12 protein-coding genes are annotated in these 16,110 nt (G+C 71.5%); 6 read left to right on the plus strand and 6 right to left on the minus strand.

Features of this window, described 5'->3' with window-relative positions:
- Positions 1–48 precede the first annotated feature (48 nt).
- Positions 49–1,608 (minus strand): phytoene desaturase family protein, encoded by a 1,560-nt coding sequence (locus IAG44_RS02905; RefSeq protein ID WP_187745565.1) that lies wholly within the window; start codon positions 1,606–1,608, stop codon positions 49–51.
- A 33-nt stretch (positions 1,609–1,641) separates the two neighbouring features.
- On the opposite strand from IAG44_RS02905, the gene IAG44_RS02910 reads away from it, so the two are divergent.
- Entirely contained in the window at positions 1,642–2,028 is a 387-nt protein-coding gene (locus IAG44_RS02910) for a hypothetical protein (protein WP_187745566.1), read from the plus strand.
- 710 nt (positions 2,029–2,738) lie between these two features.
- Here the strand turns inward: IAG44_RS02910 and IAG44_RS02915 are convergent.
- Positions 2,739–5,195: a serine/threonine-protein kinase gene (locus tag IAG44_RS02915; protein ID WP_187745567.1), complete on the minus strand. Its 2,457-nt coding sequence runs from the start codon at positions 5,193–5,195 to the stop codon at positions 2,739–2,741.
- A gap of 51 nt (positions 5,196–5,246) precedes the next feature.
- Positions 5,247–6,092, minus strand: coding sequence for an oxygenase MpaB family protein (locus IAG44_RS02920; RefSeq protein ID WP_187745568.1), 846 nt, complete (start codon positions 6,090–6,092; stop codon positions 5,247–5,249).
- 625 nt (positions 6,093–6,717) lie between these two features.
- On the opposite strand from IAG44_RS02920, the gene IAG44_RS02925 reads away from it, so the two are divergent.
- Genes IAG44_RS02925 through IAG44_RS02940 form a run of 4 tightly spaced genes read left to right on the plus strand, consistent with a single transcriptional unit; the run spans position 6,718 to position 11,387 of the window.
- Positions 6,718–7,551 carry an alpha/beta fold hydrolase gene (locus IAG44_RS02925; RefSeq protein WP_187745569.1) on the plus strand — a complete coding sequence of 278 codons (834 nt, stop codon included), beginning with the start codon at positions 6,718–6,720 and terminating at the stop codon, positions 7,549–7,551.
- A 19-nt stretch (positions 7,552–7,570) separates the two neighbouring features.
- Complete coding sequence (locus IAG44_RS02930) at positions 7,571–8,476, plus strand: alpha/beta fold hydrolase (RefSeq protein ID WP_187745570.1); 906 nt, start codon at positions 7,571–7,573, stop codon at positions 8,474–8,476.
- Positions 8,473–10,065, plus strand: a complete 1,593-nt coding sequence (locus IAG44_RS02935) for an FAD-dependent oxidoreductase (RefSeq protein ID WP_187745571.1) — start codon at positions 8,473–8,475, stop codon at positions 10,063–10,065. Before IAG44_RS02930 ends, IAG44_RS02935 begins: the two co-directional genes overlap by 4 nt.
- Complete coding sequence (locus IAG44_RS02940; RefSeq protein WP_187745572.1) at positions 10,062–11,387, plus strand: amidohydrolase family protein; 1,326 nt, start codon at positions 10,062–10,064, stop codon at positions 11,385–11,387. The genes IAG44_RS02935 and IAG44_RS02940 overlap by 4 nt, the downstream gene beginning before the upstream one ends.
- A gap of 699 nt (positions 11,388–12,086) precedes the next feature.
- Here IAG44_RS02940 and IAG44_RS02945 read toward each other — a convergent pair.
- The 3 genes from IAG44_RS02945 to IAG44_RS02955 form a co-directional block, all read right to left on the minus strand.
- Positions 12,087–12,764 carry a response regulator gene (locus IAG44_RS02945; protein WP_187745573.1) on the minus strand — a complete coding sequence of 226 codons (678 nt, stop codon included), beginning with the start codon at positions 12,762–12,764 and terminating at the stop codon, positions 12,087–12,089.
- A gap of 70 nt (positions 12,765–12,834) precedes the next feature.
- Positions 12,835–14,001, minus strand: coding sequence for a DUF3500 domain-containing protein (locus IAG44_RS02950; protein ID WP_281404267.1), 1,167 nt, complete (start codon positions 13,999–14,001; stop codon positions 12,835–12,837).
- Positions 13,991–15,094, minus strand: a complete 1,104-nt coding sequence (locus tag IAG44_RS02955) for a zinc-dependent alcohol dehydrogenase (protein ID WP_187745574.1) — start codon at positions 15,092–15,094, stop codon at positions 13,991–13,993. Before IAG44_RS02955 ends, IAG44_RS02950 begins: the two co-directional genes overlap by 11 nt.
- A 202-nt stretch (positions 15,095–15,296) precedes the next feature.
- On the opposite strand from IAG44_RS02955, the gene IAG44_RS02960 reads away from it, so the two are divergent.
- Positions 15,297–16,082: an SDR family oxidoreductase gene (locus IAG44_RS02960; protein ID WP_187745575.1), complete on the plus strand. Its 786-nt coding sequence runs from the start codon at positions 15,297–15,299 to the stop codon at positions 16,080–16,082.
- Positions 16,083–16,110: the final 28 nt, after the last annotated feature.

Genomic DNA, 16,110 nt, shown 5'->3' on the forward strand with positions numbered 1-16,110 from the left:
AGGATGCCGCAGACGGTCGTCCGAGGGAAGAGGTTTTCTGACTGGGCGTCAGATCTGGTGTTCCAGGGCCGCCATGGCCGCGTTGTGGCCCGGCACGCCGCTCACCCCTCCCCCGCGGATCGCGCCCGCGCCGCACAGGTAGACGTTCGCGTGCGGGGTTTCCACGCCCCAACGGCCGCTGCCTTCCTGGGAGTAGGGCCAGGACAGGGCGCGGTGGAAGATGTTGCCGCCGGGCAGGCGCAGGTCGGACTCCAGGTCGAGGGGGGTCTTCGCCTCGATGCAGGGGCGGCCGTCGGCGTCCTCGGCGAGGCAGTCGGCGAGCGGCTCGGCGAGGTGGGCGTCGAGTTGGGCGAGGGTGCGGGTGACAAGTTCCGCGCGGGTGGCGTCGTTGTCGTCGCGGAACAGGCGGGCCGGGGTGTGGAGGCCGAAGAGGGTGAGGGTGTGATGGCCCGTCAGGTCGGGGCCGAGGATGCTCGGGTCGGTCAGGGAGTGGCAGTAGATCTCCGAGGGCGGGGCGGTGGGGAGGCGTCCGGCCGCCGACTCGGCGTGGGCGGTGGCGAGTTGGGCGTATCCCTCGGCGATGTGGAAGGTACCGGCGAACGCCTCCCTCGGGTCGACCGAGGTGTCCTTCAGCCTCGGGAGCCTCTTCAGGAGCATGTTCACCTTGAGTTGGGCCCCCTCGGCGGGCTCCGGCGGCGTTGCGCCGGTCAGTTGGGCCAGGGCCTGCGGGGAGGCGTTCACGAGGACGTGGCGCGCGGTGACGGTTGCATCGCCGTCGGCCGTGCGGTAACTCACCTCCGCCGTACGGCCGTCGCTGTCGATGCCGGTGACCTCGTGGCCGGTGGCCAGAACGGCGCCGGCCTCGCGGGCCGCCGTCGCGAGGGCGTCGGTCAGGGCGCCCATGCCGCCGACGGGGACGTCCCAGGCGCCGGTGCCGCCGCCGATGACGTGGTACAGGAAGCAGCGGTTCTGGGCGAGGTCCGGGTCATGGGCGCCGGCGAACGTGCCGATCAGCGCGTCTGTCAGGACGACGCCGCGCACGAGGTCGTCGTCGAACCGCTCCTCGATCGCCGCCCCGATCGGCTCCTCGAACAGCGCGCGCCACGCCTCCTCGTCGTCCACCCTGCGCCTCAACTCCTCGCGGGTGGGCAAGGGTTCGGTGAGGGTCGGGAAGACCCGGCGGGCGACGTCGCCCGTCATCCCGTAGAACCTCTCCCACGCCTCGAACTCCCGGTCCGAGCCCGTGAGTCGCGCGAAGGCGTCCCGGGTGCGGTGTGCTCCGCCGCCGACCAGCAGGCCCGTCGGTTTTCCGTGCCGCTCAACCGGGGTGTACGACGAGATGTCCCTCGACCTGACCCGGAAGTTCAGCCCCAGCTCCCGGACGATCTTCCCGGGCAGCAGGCTGACCAGGTACGAGTACCGTGACAACCGCGCGTCCACCCCGGCGAACGGCCGCGTCGACACCGCCGCGCCACCCGTCCGGTCCAGCCGCTCCAGCACGAGCACCGACCGCCCCGCGCGGGCCAGGTAGGCGGCGGCGACCAGTCCGTTGTGACCACCGCCGACGATGACGGCGTCGTACGCGTGGGAAGCTTTGTGTGCAGGCATGGTTCTTGGTAGCACGGGCGGGGGTGCGGTGGCGTGTTCGCACGCGAGAAGCCGACCGCGGAGCGTGACGCGCGGCTCGATCCGTACCGCCGGGCGGCGGCGCGCATGCTGCTCGACGGACGTGAGGCCGGGCTGCTGGTCACACGGGTGGTGACCTGGTGGGAGATCGCCGGGCCGCCGTGGCGCCGTCGCGCGGAGAACGTGCGGGAGGTGGCCGAGTGGATGGTGTGGCGCATCGGCTCCACCGGCATCCCACCCGAGGACGGCCTGGTGGGGCACGAGGACGTGGACGAGGAACTCGCCGACTGGTCCGCCGGCGTCTTCCGGCTGTACGACGACGTGTACGCGCTGGAGTGGCTGCCGCCCGAGGAGGCGGAGGCCGCGCATCGCGAGCACGGGTGGGACGCGGGTGAGGGGTAGGGGGGTGCGGGGGGCTGAGGGCGAGGTCAGGTCAGGTCAGGTCAGGGGGAGGCTCGGCGCGGGGCGGAGCCGGCGGCAGCCGTAGGTGTCCCCGGAGGGCGGGCGCCGGGCGCCTGCCGCCGGCTCCATCCCACCGGTTCCATCCCGCCGGGGCTCCCTCTCCCGGGTGCCCATCGGGGCGGCTGTCTCCTGCTGACGTGTGCTCCGCCGCGCGTCTGCCGGCCGGCGCCCGCCGCCGGCGATCTGCCCCGGTGCTTGCCGTCGGCCTCCGGCCCTGCCGGGTGCCTCCCCCGGCGCACGTCCGCCTGACCGGGCGTCGTCCGCCGCCGGTCTCCGCCCGGCCCGCGACTCCTGCACGGCTCGCCACCCGGCCGAACGCCTCGTCGGATGCCCGCCGCGCCTGCTGCCGAGCCCTGACGCCGCCCCGCTGCAACCGAGGCCCGCTGCCGAACCCTAGCGCCGAAGCCCGCGCCGAGCTCAGCCGCCAGCCCCGCTACCGAACCCTGCCGGCAAACCCCACTGCCGAGCGCCGCCACCGAGGCCCGCGCCGAGACCTCTGCCGTCAAGTCCCGCTACCGAGCCCTGGCGTCGAGGCCCGCGCCAAACCCTGCCGGCAAACCCCACTGCCGAGCGCCGCCGCCGGGGCCTGCGCCGAGCCCTGCCGTCGAGTCCCGTTGTCGAGCGCTGCCGTCGAAAACCGGCGCTCCCCCCTACGCTCCCCTCCGCCCTAACACCGTCGGTTCCGTCGGCCTGCCGCCCAGACGCCGTAGGCACTGGGCCTCGTCCTCGCGGGCGGTGAGGGTGTCGGGGTGGTCGGGGCCGAGGAGGTGGGTGCGGGTCGAGGTGAGGGCGCGGTAGTGGGGCAGTGCTTCGGGCCACCGGTTGAGCCAGCCGAGACAGACGGCGATCTCGCGGCGGCTGGTGAGGGTGTCCTCGTGGTCGTCGCCGAGGACGCGGGCGCGCAGGGTGTGGACGTCGCGGGCCTCGGCCAGGGCTTCGTCCCAACGGCCGAGGCGGCCCAGGTTGACGCCGAGGCCGTGGCGGGCGCGGAGGGTGTCGGGGTGGGTGGGGCCGTGGATACGGGTGCGGTCGTCCACCAGTGCGCGGTAGAGGGCCAGAGCCTCCTCGCCGCGGTCCAGGCGGCCCAGGCTGATGCCGGTCTCGTGGCGGGCGGCGAGGGTGTCGGGGTGGTCGGGGCCCAGCACGCGGGCGCGGGCCTCGGCCACCTCGCGGAACGTCTGGAGCGCTTCCGGCCAGCGGGCCAACTGGCCCAGCACGCACGCCACTTCGTACCGGGTGAGCAGGGTGTCCGGATGCTCGGGGCCAAGCACGCGGGCGCGGGCCGCCGCCACCTCGCGGGCCATCCGGTACGACTCCGTCAGCCGGCCCAGCCTGCCGAGGTTGAAGGCGAGGTTGTGGCGGCAGCGCAGGGTGTCGGGATGGTCGGCGCCCATCGCGCGCTCACGGGCCGCGAGGACGGCCGTGTAGGTGTGGTGCGCGTCCAGGTGACGTCCCAACTGGCCCAGCGCGTACGCGGTTTCCTGTCGTGCGGCGAGCGTGTCCGGGTGGTCGTCGCCGAGGGTGCGCGCGCGAACCGTCGCCACGTCCTGGTACTCACGCAGGGCGTCCTGCGCGCGGCCCGTCCGGCTGAGGGTGAACGCGATCTCGTACCGACTCGCGAGGGTGTCGGCGTGCTCGGGGCCCAGCAGGTGGGCGCGTTCGGCGGCGACCGCGCGGTGAATCTCCCCGGCCTCCGGCCAGCGGCCCAGGCCGCCCAGCTTCAACGCCGCGTTGTGGCGGCGCGCGAGGGAGGCCAACTTCTCGGGCGACGGGGGGCGTTGGGGGCTGGGGCCCGGGACGAGGCCCAGGGCCGGGCGGTTGGTCCAGGTGCCGGAGAGGGGCGTGTCCGGGGGTGGTGTGCGGGGGCCGGTGGCCTTGGGGCCGTGGGTCATGCCACGGGTCCAGAGGGGGAGGCGGGGGTCGGGCGGGGGCGAGGAGGTGTTCGGGGGCCGGTGTGCCGTGTCGGAGACGTCCGGCTCGGGTGGACGGGGTGCCGTATCGGGGACGTCCCGCCCGGGTGGGCGGGGTGCCACCTCGGAGACGTCCCGCTCCGGCGGGCAAGGTGCCGTATCGGCGAAGTACCGTTCCGGGAGCGGGGGTTGGGAGGCTTCCCGCTCCGCGGGCCGACCTGAAGAGACCTCGCTTCCCTCCACCGGCCACCCCGAAGAGACCGCGCCGCCCTCCGCCGACCGCCCCTGGGAAACCACACCCCCCTCCACCGGCCTCGCCGTCACCACCGTCGGCACATACCCCGGCGCCGTGCGCCCCAGTGCGATGCGGCGGACGATCTCCGCGGCGTCGCCCGGCCGCCCTGCCGGCTGCTTCGCGAGGAGGTCGAGGATGACGTGGTCGAGGTAGCGGGGGAGTTCGGGGCGGTGGGAGGCGGGCGGGCGGGGCGGGGTGTCGCGGTGGGCGATGAGGACGGCCCAGGGGTCGTCCATCGCGAACGGCGGTGCGCCGGTGGCGAGTTCGTACAGGACGCAGCCGAGGGAGTAGAGGTCGCTGCGCAGGTCGACCTCGCCGCCGCCGATCTGTTCCGGCGACATGTAGTGCGGGGTGCCCATGGCGACGCCCGTGCCGGTGAGACGGGAGGTGACGCCCGTGCCGTCCCCGAGGCGGGCGATGCCGAAGTCGCAGATCTTCACGGTGCCGTCGGCGAGGCGGAGGACGTTCGCCGGTTTCAGGTCACGGTGGACGATGCCCCGCCGGTGCGTGTACGCGAGGGCCGCGGCGACCTGGTCCGCGATGTCGACGACGTCCTCGACGGGCAGCGGGCGATGGCCGGTCGCCGTCAGGAGCTGGCAGAGGTTGCGGCCGTCCAGGAACTCCATCACCAGGTACAGCACGCCGTCCGACTCGCCGAAGTCGTGGACGACGGTGACGCCCCGGTGCTGCAGGCCCGCTGCCACGCGGGCCTCGCGGCGGAAGCGTTCGCGCAGGACTCGGGTGAAGCCGGGGTCGTGGTGCGGGCCGGGGTGTTTCAGACATTTCACGGCGACCTGGCGGCCGAGGGATTCGTCCGTCGCCCGCCACACCTCGCCCATCCCGCCGCGTCCGATGAGCTCCAGCAGCCGGTAACGGCCCTGGATCAGCCTCGACTCCGCCATCTCGCCCCGCCGCCCCCGTCGTTGCTCTTCCGGCGGATCCAGTATGACGAGTCATCGCCCCGCTTTGTACGGTGCGGGGCGGGCGTCCTCGCCCAGTCTGCCCACCGCCCGCAGGATGTGTTTGGGCGGGAGCTGCCACCGCGCACGTGCGGGAATGCCGCGCAACAGCCGCCCTGCTGCCCGCAGTTCACGGGTCACGGCCGCTCCGCCCGGTGCTCTTCTGCCGTACAGCTCGTGGGCGTACGGGGGCAGAGCGGCGTACGCCAGATGCGCCACGCTCCGCCACAGCACCTCACGCGCCGGTACGAGCAGGGGGTGCGCCGGGGGACGCAGCAGGAACTCGTCGACGTCCCGGGCCTCGTCGGTGAGGGCGAGTTGTGGCCGGATCTCCTTGAAGTAGGCCGCCATCTCGGCCCTGTTGACCGGCACGGTCGCCGGGTCGAGGCCCACGAGCCTCGCGCTTGCCCGGTGTTCGGCTATGTACCGGTCCGCCGCGCTCCGGGTCAGTGGGTATCCGGAGCGCCAGAGCACGTTCAGGTAGGAGTCGATCTCCGCGCAGTGCACCCACAGCAGCAGTTCCGGTTCGTCCACGGGGTACCGCTCGCCGGTCGCCGGGTCCAGCGCTGTCAGCGTCCGGTGGATCTTGCGGACCCGCGCGCCCGCCTTCTCGGCGGCCTCCGTCGTCCCGTACGTCGTCGTCCCCACGAAGTGCGCGGTGCGCCGCAGCCGGCCCCACGCGTCCTGCCGGAAGTCCGAGTTCTGCGTCACTCCGCGCACCGCCCTCGGGTGCAGCGCCTGGAGCCACAGCGCCCTGATGCCAGCGACCCACATCATGGGGTCGCCGTGCATCTGCCACGTCACGGACCTGGGGCCGAACAAGCCTTCGTCTCGCGTCATGGGTTCCAGTGTGACCGCCGCACACTCACGCACGGCCGCCCGGGTCGCCTCGGCCGACGGCCAGAGAGCGGCCAGGTCGGGGCGGAGCCGGACGTCCGCGACGAAGAAGGGGTTCGCCCCCTGACGGTCGAGCGGGCGAACGTGACACCCTGGGACGCCAGTTCGCCCAGGTAGGCGTCCAGGCCGGGCAGCTCCCGTTCCCGCCCACACGTCCGGCACCGAGGGTGCGCACCGCGTGCGCGTACTCCCGTGTGGTGACCGGTTCCGGCCGGGGCCAGGGCGGACCGCTCCAGTCGGTCAGGGCGCGCCTGATCGAGCGCGCCCGCGCCAGCGCGCTCGATGGAGAGCCGAGGACGCGGGGAACTGTGCCGGATCCACGCCCCGCAGGGCAGCGACCGGCTCCTCCTTGCGCAGGACCGCGACACAGCGTTCCCGTGCCCCTCCTCGTCGACGATCCGCAGCGCCATGGCGACGATCCGGTCCGGCGGGACCGGCGGACGGCCGGCGGCGCGGCGTACCGACTGATCCATCTCCTCGCTCAAGAGCACCGTGGTCGTCACACGCGGGGGCTTCCTGCCGACACGACCTCTTGACATGACTTCTTATCGGTAACAGTGTAGCCATTATGAGTACCTGGTCTGAACCCCAGCCCGATTCCCGGTTCGTCGAGGTGGACGGCCTGCGGATCCACTACAAGCGCGCTGGGCACGGTCCGGCACTCGTGCTGCTGCACGGCAGTGCCTCGTCCCTGCAGCACTTCGACCGCGCGGCGGATCTGCTGTCGGATGCGTTCGACGTCATCCGCCCCGACCTTCCGGCGTTCGGACTGACGGGCCCGCGCAAGGACCGCGACTACCGCGTCCCGGCGTACGCCGCGACGGTGGCGGGCTTCGCGGAGGCGCTGGGCGTGCCGCGCTACGCGTTGGCCGGCAACTCCCTGGGCGGCAACATCGCCTGGAACGTCGCACTGGATCATCCGGAGCGGCTGACCGGCCTGGTACTGGTCAACGCCACCGGCTATCCGGAGAAGACGGTGCCCGCGGGGATGCGCCTGACCCGCAACCCGCTGCTGCGGCCTCTGCTGCGGCGGGTGATGCCGCGCGGGGCCATCGAGCGCAGCCTGCGTGAGAACGTCGGGCCGCATTCGCAGATCGTGGACGACGCCATGGTGGACCGCGCCCATCAGCTCATGAGCCGTCCCGGTAACCGCTCGGCCTTCGTCGACTTCTGCAACACCGACCAGCCGGACCGCAGCGCGCAGCTCCCCCGCATCACGGTACCCACGCTGGTGCTGCGCAGCGCGAGCATCGACGGCCAGCACTTCGCCCGCGACATCCCCGGCGCCCAGGAGCTCGTCCACCCCCACGGCGGACATCTGCTACCGGAGGAGGAACCGCAGTGGGTCGCGGACGCGATCGCCAAGTTCCTCGGCTCCTGCGCCGACACCCCCACGTACTGAGGGCAAGGAGGCCCGTTCCATGAAGTACTTCGTCGCCTCGGGCGAGGACCGCAAGCTCACCGCCGATTCGCGGGGGGCGCTGCGCGGCAGTTTCATCGAGCTGTCCGACGGCGTCACCCACTACGAGCTGGCGGGGCCCGAGGACGGGGACGTGGTCCTGATGGCGGGCGGTCTGACCATCCCGCTGTTCTACTGGGACGGCCTCGTCAGCGAGCTGCACGCCCGCGGGCTGCGCACGCTGACCTGCAGCGCCTACGGCCGCGGCTACTCCGACCGGGTCCAGGCGCGATACGACGAGACGCTGTTCACGCGGCAGCTGGCCGAGCTGACGGACCGGCTCGGCCTGACGGCGCGGCCCCTGCACCTGGTCGGCACCTCCATGGGCGCGCTGGTCAGCATGACGTACGCCGCCCAGTACCGATCGTCGGTGTCCACGCTCACCATCGTCGGCCCCGCCGGTCTCGCGAAACCGCAGTTGACCTCCCCCAACCGGCTGCTGCGCAGCGACCTGCTGGCCGGAGTGGTCGCCCGCCGACGCGGCCTTCAGCTGCTCCAGGGCCACCTCGGGCACAACGTCCGCGACCCCGAGCTCGGCGCGAAGCTGACCGAGATGGTCCTCGACGCCTTCCGCTTCGAGGGCTCGCTGTACGCGGTCTTCGACACCTTGCAGCACCTGCCTGTCGCCGGCCGTGACGACCTCTTCCGGCGGACGGGGACCCTCGGCATTCCGACGCTGCTGCTGTGGGGCGACGAGGACGTCGTCACGCCGCTGACGCAGTTCGACACGGCGCGCGTCCTACTGAAGCCTCAGAAACATCATGTAATTAACAAATGCGGACATATGGCCCCCTTCGAACGGCCTCGTGACGTCGCCGATCAGCTCGTCCCGTTCGTGTCCGCACGCACCGAAAGGCTCGACTCATGAACAGCCCGCAGGCCATCGACGTACTGATCATCGGTGCCGGCCCCTCGGGCTCCGCCCTGGCGATCGACCTCGTACGCCGCGGACTCGACGTCCGGATCGTCGACAGGTCCCCCCAGGCTTTCGACGGCTCGCGCGCCAAGGGCATCCAGCCCCGCAGCCTCGAAATCCTCGAAGACCTCGGCGCTCTCGACGACGTGCTGGCCGGCGGCGACCTCTATCCCAAGCTCGGGATCCACGCGGGACCCATCGGTGTGCCGTGGAAGATGTTCCCCCACAAGGAGGCGACCCCGGACGTCCCGTACCCGAACACCTGGCTGATCCCGCAGTTCCGCACGGACCGCGCCCTGCACGCCCGGCTCGGTGAGCTCGGCCGCGAGGTCGAGTTCGGCAAGGAACTGACCGAGCTGACGCAGGACGAGGACACGGTGGTCGCCAAGGTCGTGGGCGCGGACGGGGTCGAGGAGATCGTCGCCCGCTATGCCGTGGGGGCCGACGGCGGCTCCAGCGTGGTGCGCAAGCAGCTCGACATCGGTTTCGCCGGGACGACGGACGACGCCGACCGCGTGCTGATCGTGGACGCCTCCGTGAGTGGCCTGGCCCGCAACCGGTGGCACATGTGGCCCGGCCTCGGCGGCAAGCTGATCGGCGCCTGCCCGCTCCCCGGCAGCGACATGTTCCAGTGGATGATCCGGCTCACGCCCGACGAGGAGCCGCCCCAGGAGATCGGCGCCATCGTCGACCGGATCCACTCCCACACCCGCAACCGGCACATCCAGCTGCACGAGATCCACTGGACGTCCGTGTTCCGGCCCAACATCCGTCTCGCGCAGCACTACGGCCGCGGACGGGTCTTCCTCGTCGGCGACGCCGCGCACGTCCACACCCCGGCCGGCGCCCAGGGCCTGAACACCGGTATGCAGGACGGCTACAACCTCGGCTGGAAGCTCGGCCAGGTCCTCGCCGGAGCCGACCCGGCCCTGCTGGACACCTACGAGGCCGAGCGGCAGCCGATCGCCGCCGGGGTCCTGGGCCTGTCCACGGAGAAATGGGGCGGCCTCGCCAAGCTCGACCCCTCCAGCATGAAGCGCGGCAAGGACGAGCAGCAGCTCGCCCTGACCTACTACGGCGGCCCACTCGCCCCCGCCGGCAGCGGCGGCACCAGCACACTGCACGTGGGCGACCGCGCCCCGGATGCCCGACTGCTCGGCGCCGACGGCGCCGAGACCCGCCTGTTCGATCTCTTGAAGGGACCGCACTTCACCGCCATCGCCTACGGCCCCGGTGCCGCCCGGGACCTCGAACTCCTCGACTGGCCGACGGCGGGCGCCCGGCTGAAGCGACTCACCGGCGGATCGGCCGCGGGCGACGGCCGCACCTTCTCCGACCCGAAGAACACGCTGCGGAGTGCCTACGGCCTGACCGGCGACACGCTGCTGCTGATCCGTCCCGACGGCTACATCGGACACATCGCCACTCGGGATTTCCTCACCACCACACAAACCGCCGTGCGGGCAATGACGCCGCAGGCAAGGAGCCGCACCATGTCCCAGCCGAGCCACACCCACCCCGGTTCGGGGGCCACTGAATGAGCCGCGTACTGCTGCGCGGAGCGCAGGTCATCACGATGACGCCCCACCGGCCGGACGCCGAGCATGTCGACATCCTCGTCGACGGCGAGACCATCGCCGCCGTCGGCGAAACCATCGAGGCGCCCGACGCCGAGGTCGTCGACTTCTCCGGCCGCGTCATCATCCCCGGCCTGGTCAACGCCCATCTGCACACCTGGCAGACCGCGCTGCGCTCCGCGGGCGCCGACTGGACGCTGATGGAGTACCTCACCCACCTGCACGGCGAGTGCGTCGGGCAGTACACCCCGGCCGACATGCACATCAGCAATCTCGCCGGCGCCCTGAACCAGATCAACTGCGGTACCACCACCCTCGGCGACTGGTGTCACAACGCCCTGTCGCCCGAGCACGCCGACGCGGCCGTCGAGGGACTGGTCCAAGCCGGGATCCGCGCCGTCTTCCTGCACGGCACGCCCTACCGCTCGCCGGACACACCCCACCCGCTCGCCGAGATCGACCGGCTGCTCGACGGCCCCGTCCGCGACCACGCCCTCCTCACCCTGGGCATGGCCCTCCAGGGGCCGCAGTACTCCTCCGCCGAGACCGCGCTGGCCGACTTCCGGGCCGGCGCGGAACGCGGCCTCGTCGTCTCGATGCACCAGAGCGGCGGCGAACCCTCACCCGGCTGGGAAGCCGTGCGCGACGCCGGGCTGTTCAGCCCCCTGACCAACGTCGTGCACGGAGCCGACCTGCCCGACGACTGGATCAAGACCCTCGTCGATGCGGGCGTCACCTTCACCACCACCCCGGAGAACGAACTGGGCCAGGGACACGGCACACCCATCACCGGATCCCTGCTGAGCCTGGGCGCGGCACCCTCCCTGGGCACCGACATCGACACCGTCGTACCCGGCAGGATCCTCACCGCCGCCCGGATCGCCCTGGCCCACCAGCGCAGCCTGGACCACGCCCACCACCGGCAGACGACCGGCATGTACGCCGACACACCGTCCGTCACCGGCAAACAGGCGCTTGCCTGGGCCACGGTCGAAGGAGCGAAGGCACTGGGCCTGGCGGACAAGGTGGGCCGGATCGAGGCGGGCATGCAGGCCGACCTGGTCGCCGTCGACGCCCGGGCGCTCAACCTGTGGCCGGCGCACGACCCCATCGCCACGGTCCTGCACGCCGACATCGCCAACATCGAAGCCGTGATGGTCGCCGGCACCTGGCGCAAACGCGATCACGTCCTGCTCGCATCCGGCCTCGACGAGATCAAGGACCAGCTGCGCGACTCCGGAGAGCGGCTGCTGCGCGGCATCAGGCCCGCGGGCTCTCCCGGCTGACGCACCGCGACGGCCCCCACGCGTGAACCGTGCGCCGACGCGCGCGACACCCCGTCCTCGTCGGCGCGATGGCCACGCCCTCAGAGCCGCACACCGCGGCCTCGTTCCCCCAGCGAGAAGGTCCCGTGACCAGCCCCAGGCGGCCCTGGCACATCAAAAAGCCGCTGCGGACCGCACGATGGCGTTCACGGCCACCCCTTCCGCTGTAGACGTCGATGGGCGTCAGGGGGAGATCCGTGCTACTCGGGCCGGCTGGGGCAGACCCGAGCCGAGCAGGTCGCGGTGGACGGCAGTGACGAAGGGATAGGCGTCACGGTAGGCGTACTACGGCGCCAGCCCGTGGTACGCCACCTCGACTCGTACACCGGCATCCGCAAGCTGCGAGATCAACGGCCCGTGCTGGGGCCAGATGTGGCCGAAGCAGGCGCCGCCGTGCAGATCGACAACCGCTCGCTCCGCCCGGCGCCCGCGCGGACTGACGGTGCGGCGTTCGAGACCGTCGATGCCACGCGATCTACGTCGTGCCGCTGTACCGGTTCGGCGGGCGGACGAGGTGGCTCCGTCGATGCGGCCACGGGGTCCGGATCCCTGCGTTTAAGAGTCAACCGCAAGAACGCGGCGAGTACGTGCGTCTGGGGACTGTTCATGTATGGCTCTCCTTCTTGGCGCCGCGATGCCGTCCGCTTCGCAGAGGGGTTGTCACGTCTGCGGAACCGGTCTGACCAGCCTTGCTTCGTAGGCGAAAGCCACCGCCTGGACGCGGGTCCGGGCACCGATCTTGGCGAGGATGCGGCTGACGTGTGACTTGACCGTGGTTTCGGCCAGATGCAGGTCTTCGGCGATCTCTCTGTTGCTCCGACCCGATGCGACGTGGGCGAGAACCTCACGCTCGCGTACGGTGAGGTGGTGGAGTCGGCCGCAGTCGTCGTGGTCCTGCTCCAGGACGGGACTTCGCAGGCGGTGGGCGAAGGTGTCGAGGAGTTTGCGGGTCAGACTCGGCGCGATGACCGCGTCGCCTCTGGCCACCGCGTGGACCGCGGCGACCAGTTCCTCGGGGCGGGCGTCTTTGAGGAGAAAGCCACTGGCTCCGGCGCGCAGCGCCTTGTAGACGCGTTGCTCGAGATCGAAGGTGGTCAGTACCAGGACCCGTGAACGACTGCCGGAATCAACAAGGCGCCGTGTGGCCTCCGTGCCGTCCATGCCGGGCATGTCCACGTCCATCAGAACGATGTCGGGCTGGAGTGCAGAGGCCATACGGACCGCCTCGCGGCCGTTGTCGGCCTCGCCGACGACGGTCAGTCCAGGTTGCCGTTCGAGGATCATGCGCACGGCAAGGCGTTGCGGGGACTCGTCGTCGACGATCAGCAGGGTGGTCATGGTGCCGGTTCTTTCGTGGGGGGGGTGGGGGCCGGCGGTACGGGTGTGTACGGCGCTCCCCGAGTAGGCCCTACTCGTGTGCGATGTGTGCGCGGTGTTCGGCGAGTACGTCCAGTCCGAAGTCGGAGGTCAGGTCACGCCACACCGAGTGGGCGTGGTTGGCGTGCCGCTGGGTGTTGTCGTACTCGATGAGGACGCGAGGGTCCTGAACCCGGTAGTAGTGCGGTTCCCCGGCGTCCGTGCTGCCCGCCCAGCCGAAATGCACCGCGTCGAGGACGGCGTCGGAGGCGTAGTGGGTGTCGTAGGCGTCCGCGAGGAACTCGGGTGCCCGTCCGGTGTAGAGCGTGACGAGCCGGCGCAACAGGTGCCGCTGCTCGTTGTCCAGGTCGCGACCGCTGATGCCTTGGGGGGGAATCGTGATGGCCACGCGCGCGTGATCGTTCTCGGTGTATCCGCTGCCCGCTTCCGCCCGGCGGTCGATGTCGTCGACGAGCCGGTCCAGCTCGGGGTCGGCGAACCGGCCGCGCCACAGGTCCTGCATGTGCATCATCGTGTCGCCGTGTCCGACGCGTGGACGGTTGCCGGAGACGATGTCCGAGACGGCGGACGGGTGGAGCAGAGCGCTTCGGAGTTGGTCCGGGTCCAGACTGCGGACCAGTCGACGGGCCGTCTCCTCGGGGCCTTGCAGGGGCCGCAGGGTGCCTCCGACCAGCTCGGTCGTGGCCGGGTCGGCACCGATGAAGCAGGGGGTCGTGGAGACGAGCCGACCGGCGACGACGAGGTTGTTCAGGGAGATGTGGTGGCCGCCGAACCGCCACGCCCAGACCCGGTCACCGGGGCGGCCGAAGATCCTCAGCCAGTACAGGCCGGGGTCCCGTCCGCGCTGCCGACCCCAGTGGACCCGCCACCCTTCCAGCTGGTCCAGGACGTTCTCCAGTCCCATCACGGTGGTGACCGTGGCGTAGCCCGGGACGGACAGTCCGGTGGCCACCAGCCGCATGGCCAGGCTCTGTTGGCGGGCGTTCTGGTCCCGGACGGCGAGTCCGCCGTGTTCGGTGGGGGTGTAGAACCAGCGCAGCCGCTCGGCCTCCGCGTCCGGGTGGAGCGGGGAGTCGTAGGCGGCGAGCGGGAGTTGGTCCGCGCTCAGGCTGCCCAGCCAGGCGGTGGCGGCCTCGGCCATGGCGTCCGCCGCCTTCTCCCGTCCGGCTGCCAGGGCGTCCTCCCGGTCACCGGTCACGGGTGGGCTCCGGGTCCTCGGAGATGTCGAGCATGACCTTGATGGCGTTGCCCCGGCGCTCGGCGTAGGTGTCGAACGCCTCGGCGACGTCGGGCAGCCCGAAATGGTGGGTGACCAGGTCCGCGGTGCGCAGCCGGCCCCGGGCGGCCAGGCCCACGGCGCGGGCCACCGAACCGGTGCCCTCGCCGCGGACCGTCCGGATCGAGATGCCGTTCATCACGGCGTGGTTGAGATCGGCCCGCACGGGCTCTTCGAAGAAGCCGACGAGGACGACCGTCCCGGACCGTTTGGCCATGCGCAGCGCGTCGTCCACCGCGCTCGGGGCGCCGGAGCACTCCAGGACGATGTCGGCGCCGATCCCGTCGGTCGCCTCCCGGACCGCCGCCACCGCGTCCTCCTCGCGGGAGTTGACGACCAGGTCCGCGCCGAAGGACTTGCCGAGGGCGAGCCTGGCTTCCCGCGTGCCGGCCAGGGCTACGGTCCTGGCCCCGAGTTCACGTGCGACCTGTACCGCGAGCAGACCTATCGGTCCGGGGCCGATCACCGCGACCGTGGATCCGACGAGCAGGGTGTCGAGCACGTCGAAGGCGTGCATCACGGTGCCCACGGTGGTGAGGACGACCGCGGCGTCGAAGTCCACGGTGTCCGGCAACCGGTGGAGGGTCGCCACGTGGTTGAGCGCGTATTCCGCGAAGCCCCCGTCGACGGTCATCCCCTGCACGCGGTGCCCGGTGTGGCGCAGACCGTAGTTGAGGCAGTCCGTGTAGGCCCCGGCCAGGCAGTTGGCGCAGCGCGTGCAGCCGCGGTGGGCTTCCGTCACCACCCGGTCGCCGACCCGGAACTCGTCCACGGCGCTGCCCACCGCGGCGACGACGCCGGCGTACTCGTGGCCGGGTACGAACTCGCCCGCGGCCGGGCCGCCGTCCTTGAAGAAGTGCCGACTGCGGATCTTCAGGTCCGTCCCGCACAGGGACGCCCTGCGGACGTGTACCAGAACGTCTTCCGGTCCCACCCGCGGCACGGGCAGCGTCGTGACGGCGAGGGTGCCGGGCTCACCCAGCACCGCGGCCCGCATGGTTTCCGGCAAGGACATAGGGGCCTCCAGTTACGGCCATGAACATGCGTCGGGAATCGACGGACCGAAACGGCCCTTTTCCCCACCTCATCTTGCACGCCGGAAACGCCTGTTTCCTCTTCGCGGCGCATAGGAATTCCTTATGCGTGTCGCGAGAGATTCCTATTGGAGAGCCATCACGACCTCGTGGCAGTGTCATTCGGAAACAAGGAGTGAAGCTGTGGATCTGGGAATTTCGGGCAAGACCGCGCTCGTGCTGGGCGGAGGTGGGGGTCTCGGCGGCGCGATCGCCCAGGCTCTCGCCGCGGAGGGCGCCGCCGTCGCCGTCGCGGACATCAGCCCACAGGCCGCGGAGAGCACCGCCGAGGCGGTAGCCGATGCGGGCGGGAAAGCCCTCCCCCTGGAATGGGACCTCGCCGATCTGGCCGCGATCGACCAGCACATCGCGGCAGTCGAAGGGGCGCTCGGTTCCGTGGACATCCTGGTCAACAACACGGGAGGGCCGCCGCCCTCGCCGGTCGCGGGGCAGGACCCCGAACTCTGGCTGAAGCACTTCCAGTCCATGGTGCTGTCCGTCATCGCGATCACGGACAGGGTCGTGCCGCTGATGCGCGGCCGCGGCTGGGGCAGGATCATCACCAGCGCCAGCTCGGGGGTGATCGCCCCCATCCCCAACCTGGGGCTGTCGAACGCCTTGCGGGGCAGCCTGCTCGGCTGGTCCAAGACGCTGGCCCGGGAAGTCGCGGCCGAGGGTGTCACCTGCAACGTGGTCGTTCCGGGACGGATCGGCACCCAGCGGACCAAGTTCCTCGACCAGGCCAAGGCCGACCGGGAGGGCAAGTCCGTCGCGGAGACGTCCGCCGAGAGCGTCGCGTCGATCCCTGTGGGCCGCTACGGCGAGCCGCGGGAGTACGCCGCCGCCGTCGCCTTCCTCGCAAGCGTCCATGCCTCTTACATCACAGGCTCGGTCATGCGCGTCGACGGCGGACTCGTCGCCAGCCTCTGAAAAAGACATCGGAATTCTGAGGAGGCAG

The organism is Streptomyces roseirectus (genome assembly GCF_014489635.1).
In the GTDB taxonomy this organism is placed as follows: Bacteria; Actinomycetota; Actinomycetes; order Streptomycetales; family Streptomycetaceae; genus Streptomyces; species Streptomyces roseirectus.

What these genes read in the sequence shown, in the direction of transcription:
- IAG44_RS02905 (WP_187745565.1), bottom strand. Translation starts at nt 1,608, where the DNA reads ATGCCTGCACACAAAGCTTCCCACGCGTACGACGCCGTCATCGTCGGC.
- IAG44_RS02915 (WP_187745567.1), bottom strand. Translation starts at nt 5,195, where the DNA reads ATGGCGGAGTCGAGGCTGATCCAGGGCCGTTACCGGCTGCTGGAGCTC.
- IAG44_RS02920 (WP_187745568.1), bottom strand. Translation starts at nt 6,092, where the DNA reads ATGACGCGAGACGAAGGCTTGTTCGGCCCCAGGTCCGTGACGTGGCAG.
- IAG44_RS02925 (WP_187745569.1), top strand. Translation starts at nt 6,718, where the DNA reads ATGAGTACCTGGTCTGAACCCCAGCCCGATTCCCGGTTCGTCGAGGTG.
- IAG44_RS02930 (WP_187745570.1), top strand. Translation starts at nt 7,571, where the DNA reads ATGAAGTACTTCGTCGCCTCGGGCGAGGACCGCAAGCTCACCGCCGAT.
- IAG44_RS02935 (WP_187745571.1), top strand. Translation starts at nt 8,473, where the DNA reads ATGAACAGCCCGCAGGCCATCGACGTACTGATCATCGGTGCCGGCCCC.
- IAG44_RS02940 (WP_187745572.1), top strand. Translation starts at nt 10,062, where the DNA reads ATGAGCCGCGTACTGCTGCGCGGAGCGCAGGTCATCACGATGACGCCC.
- IAG44_RS02945 (WP_187745573.1), bottom strand. Translation starts at nt 12,764, where the DNA reads ATGACCACCCTGCTGATCGTCGACGACGAGTCCCCGCAACGCCTTGCC.
- IAG44_RS02955 (WP_187745574.1), bottom strand. Translation starts at nt 15,094, where the DNA reads ATGTCCTTGCCGGAAACCATGCGGGCCGCGGTGCTGGGTGAGCCCGGC.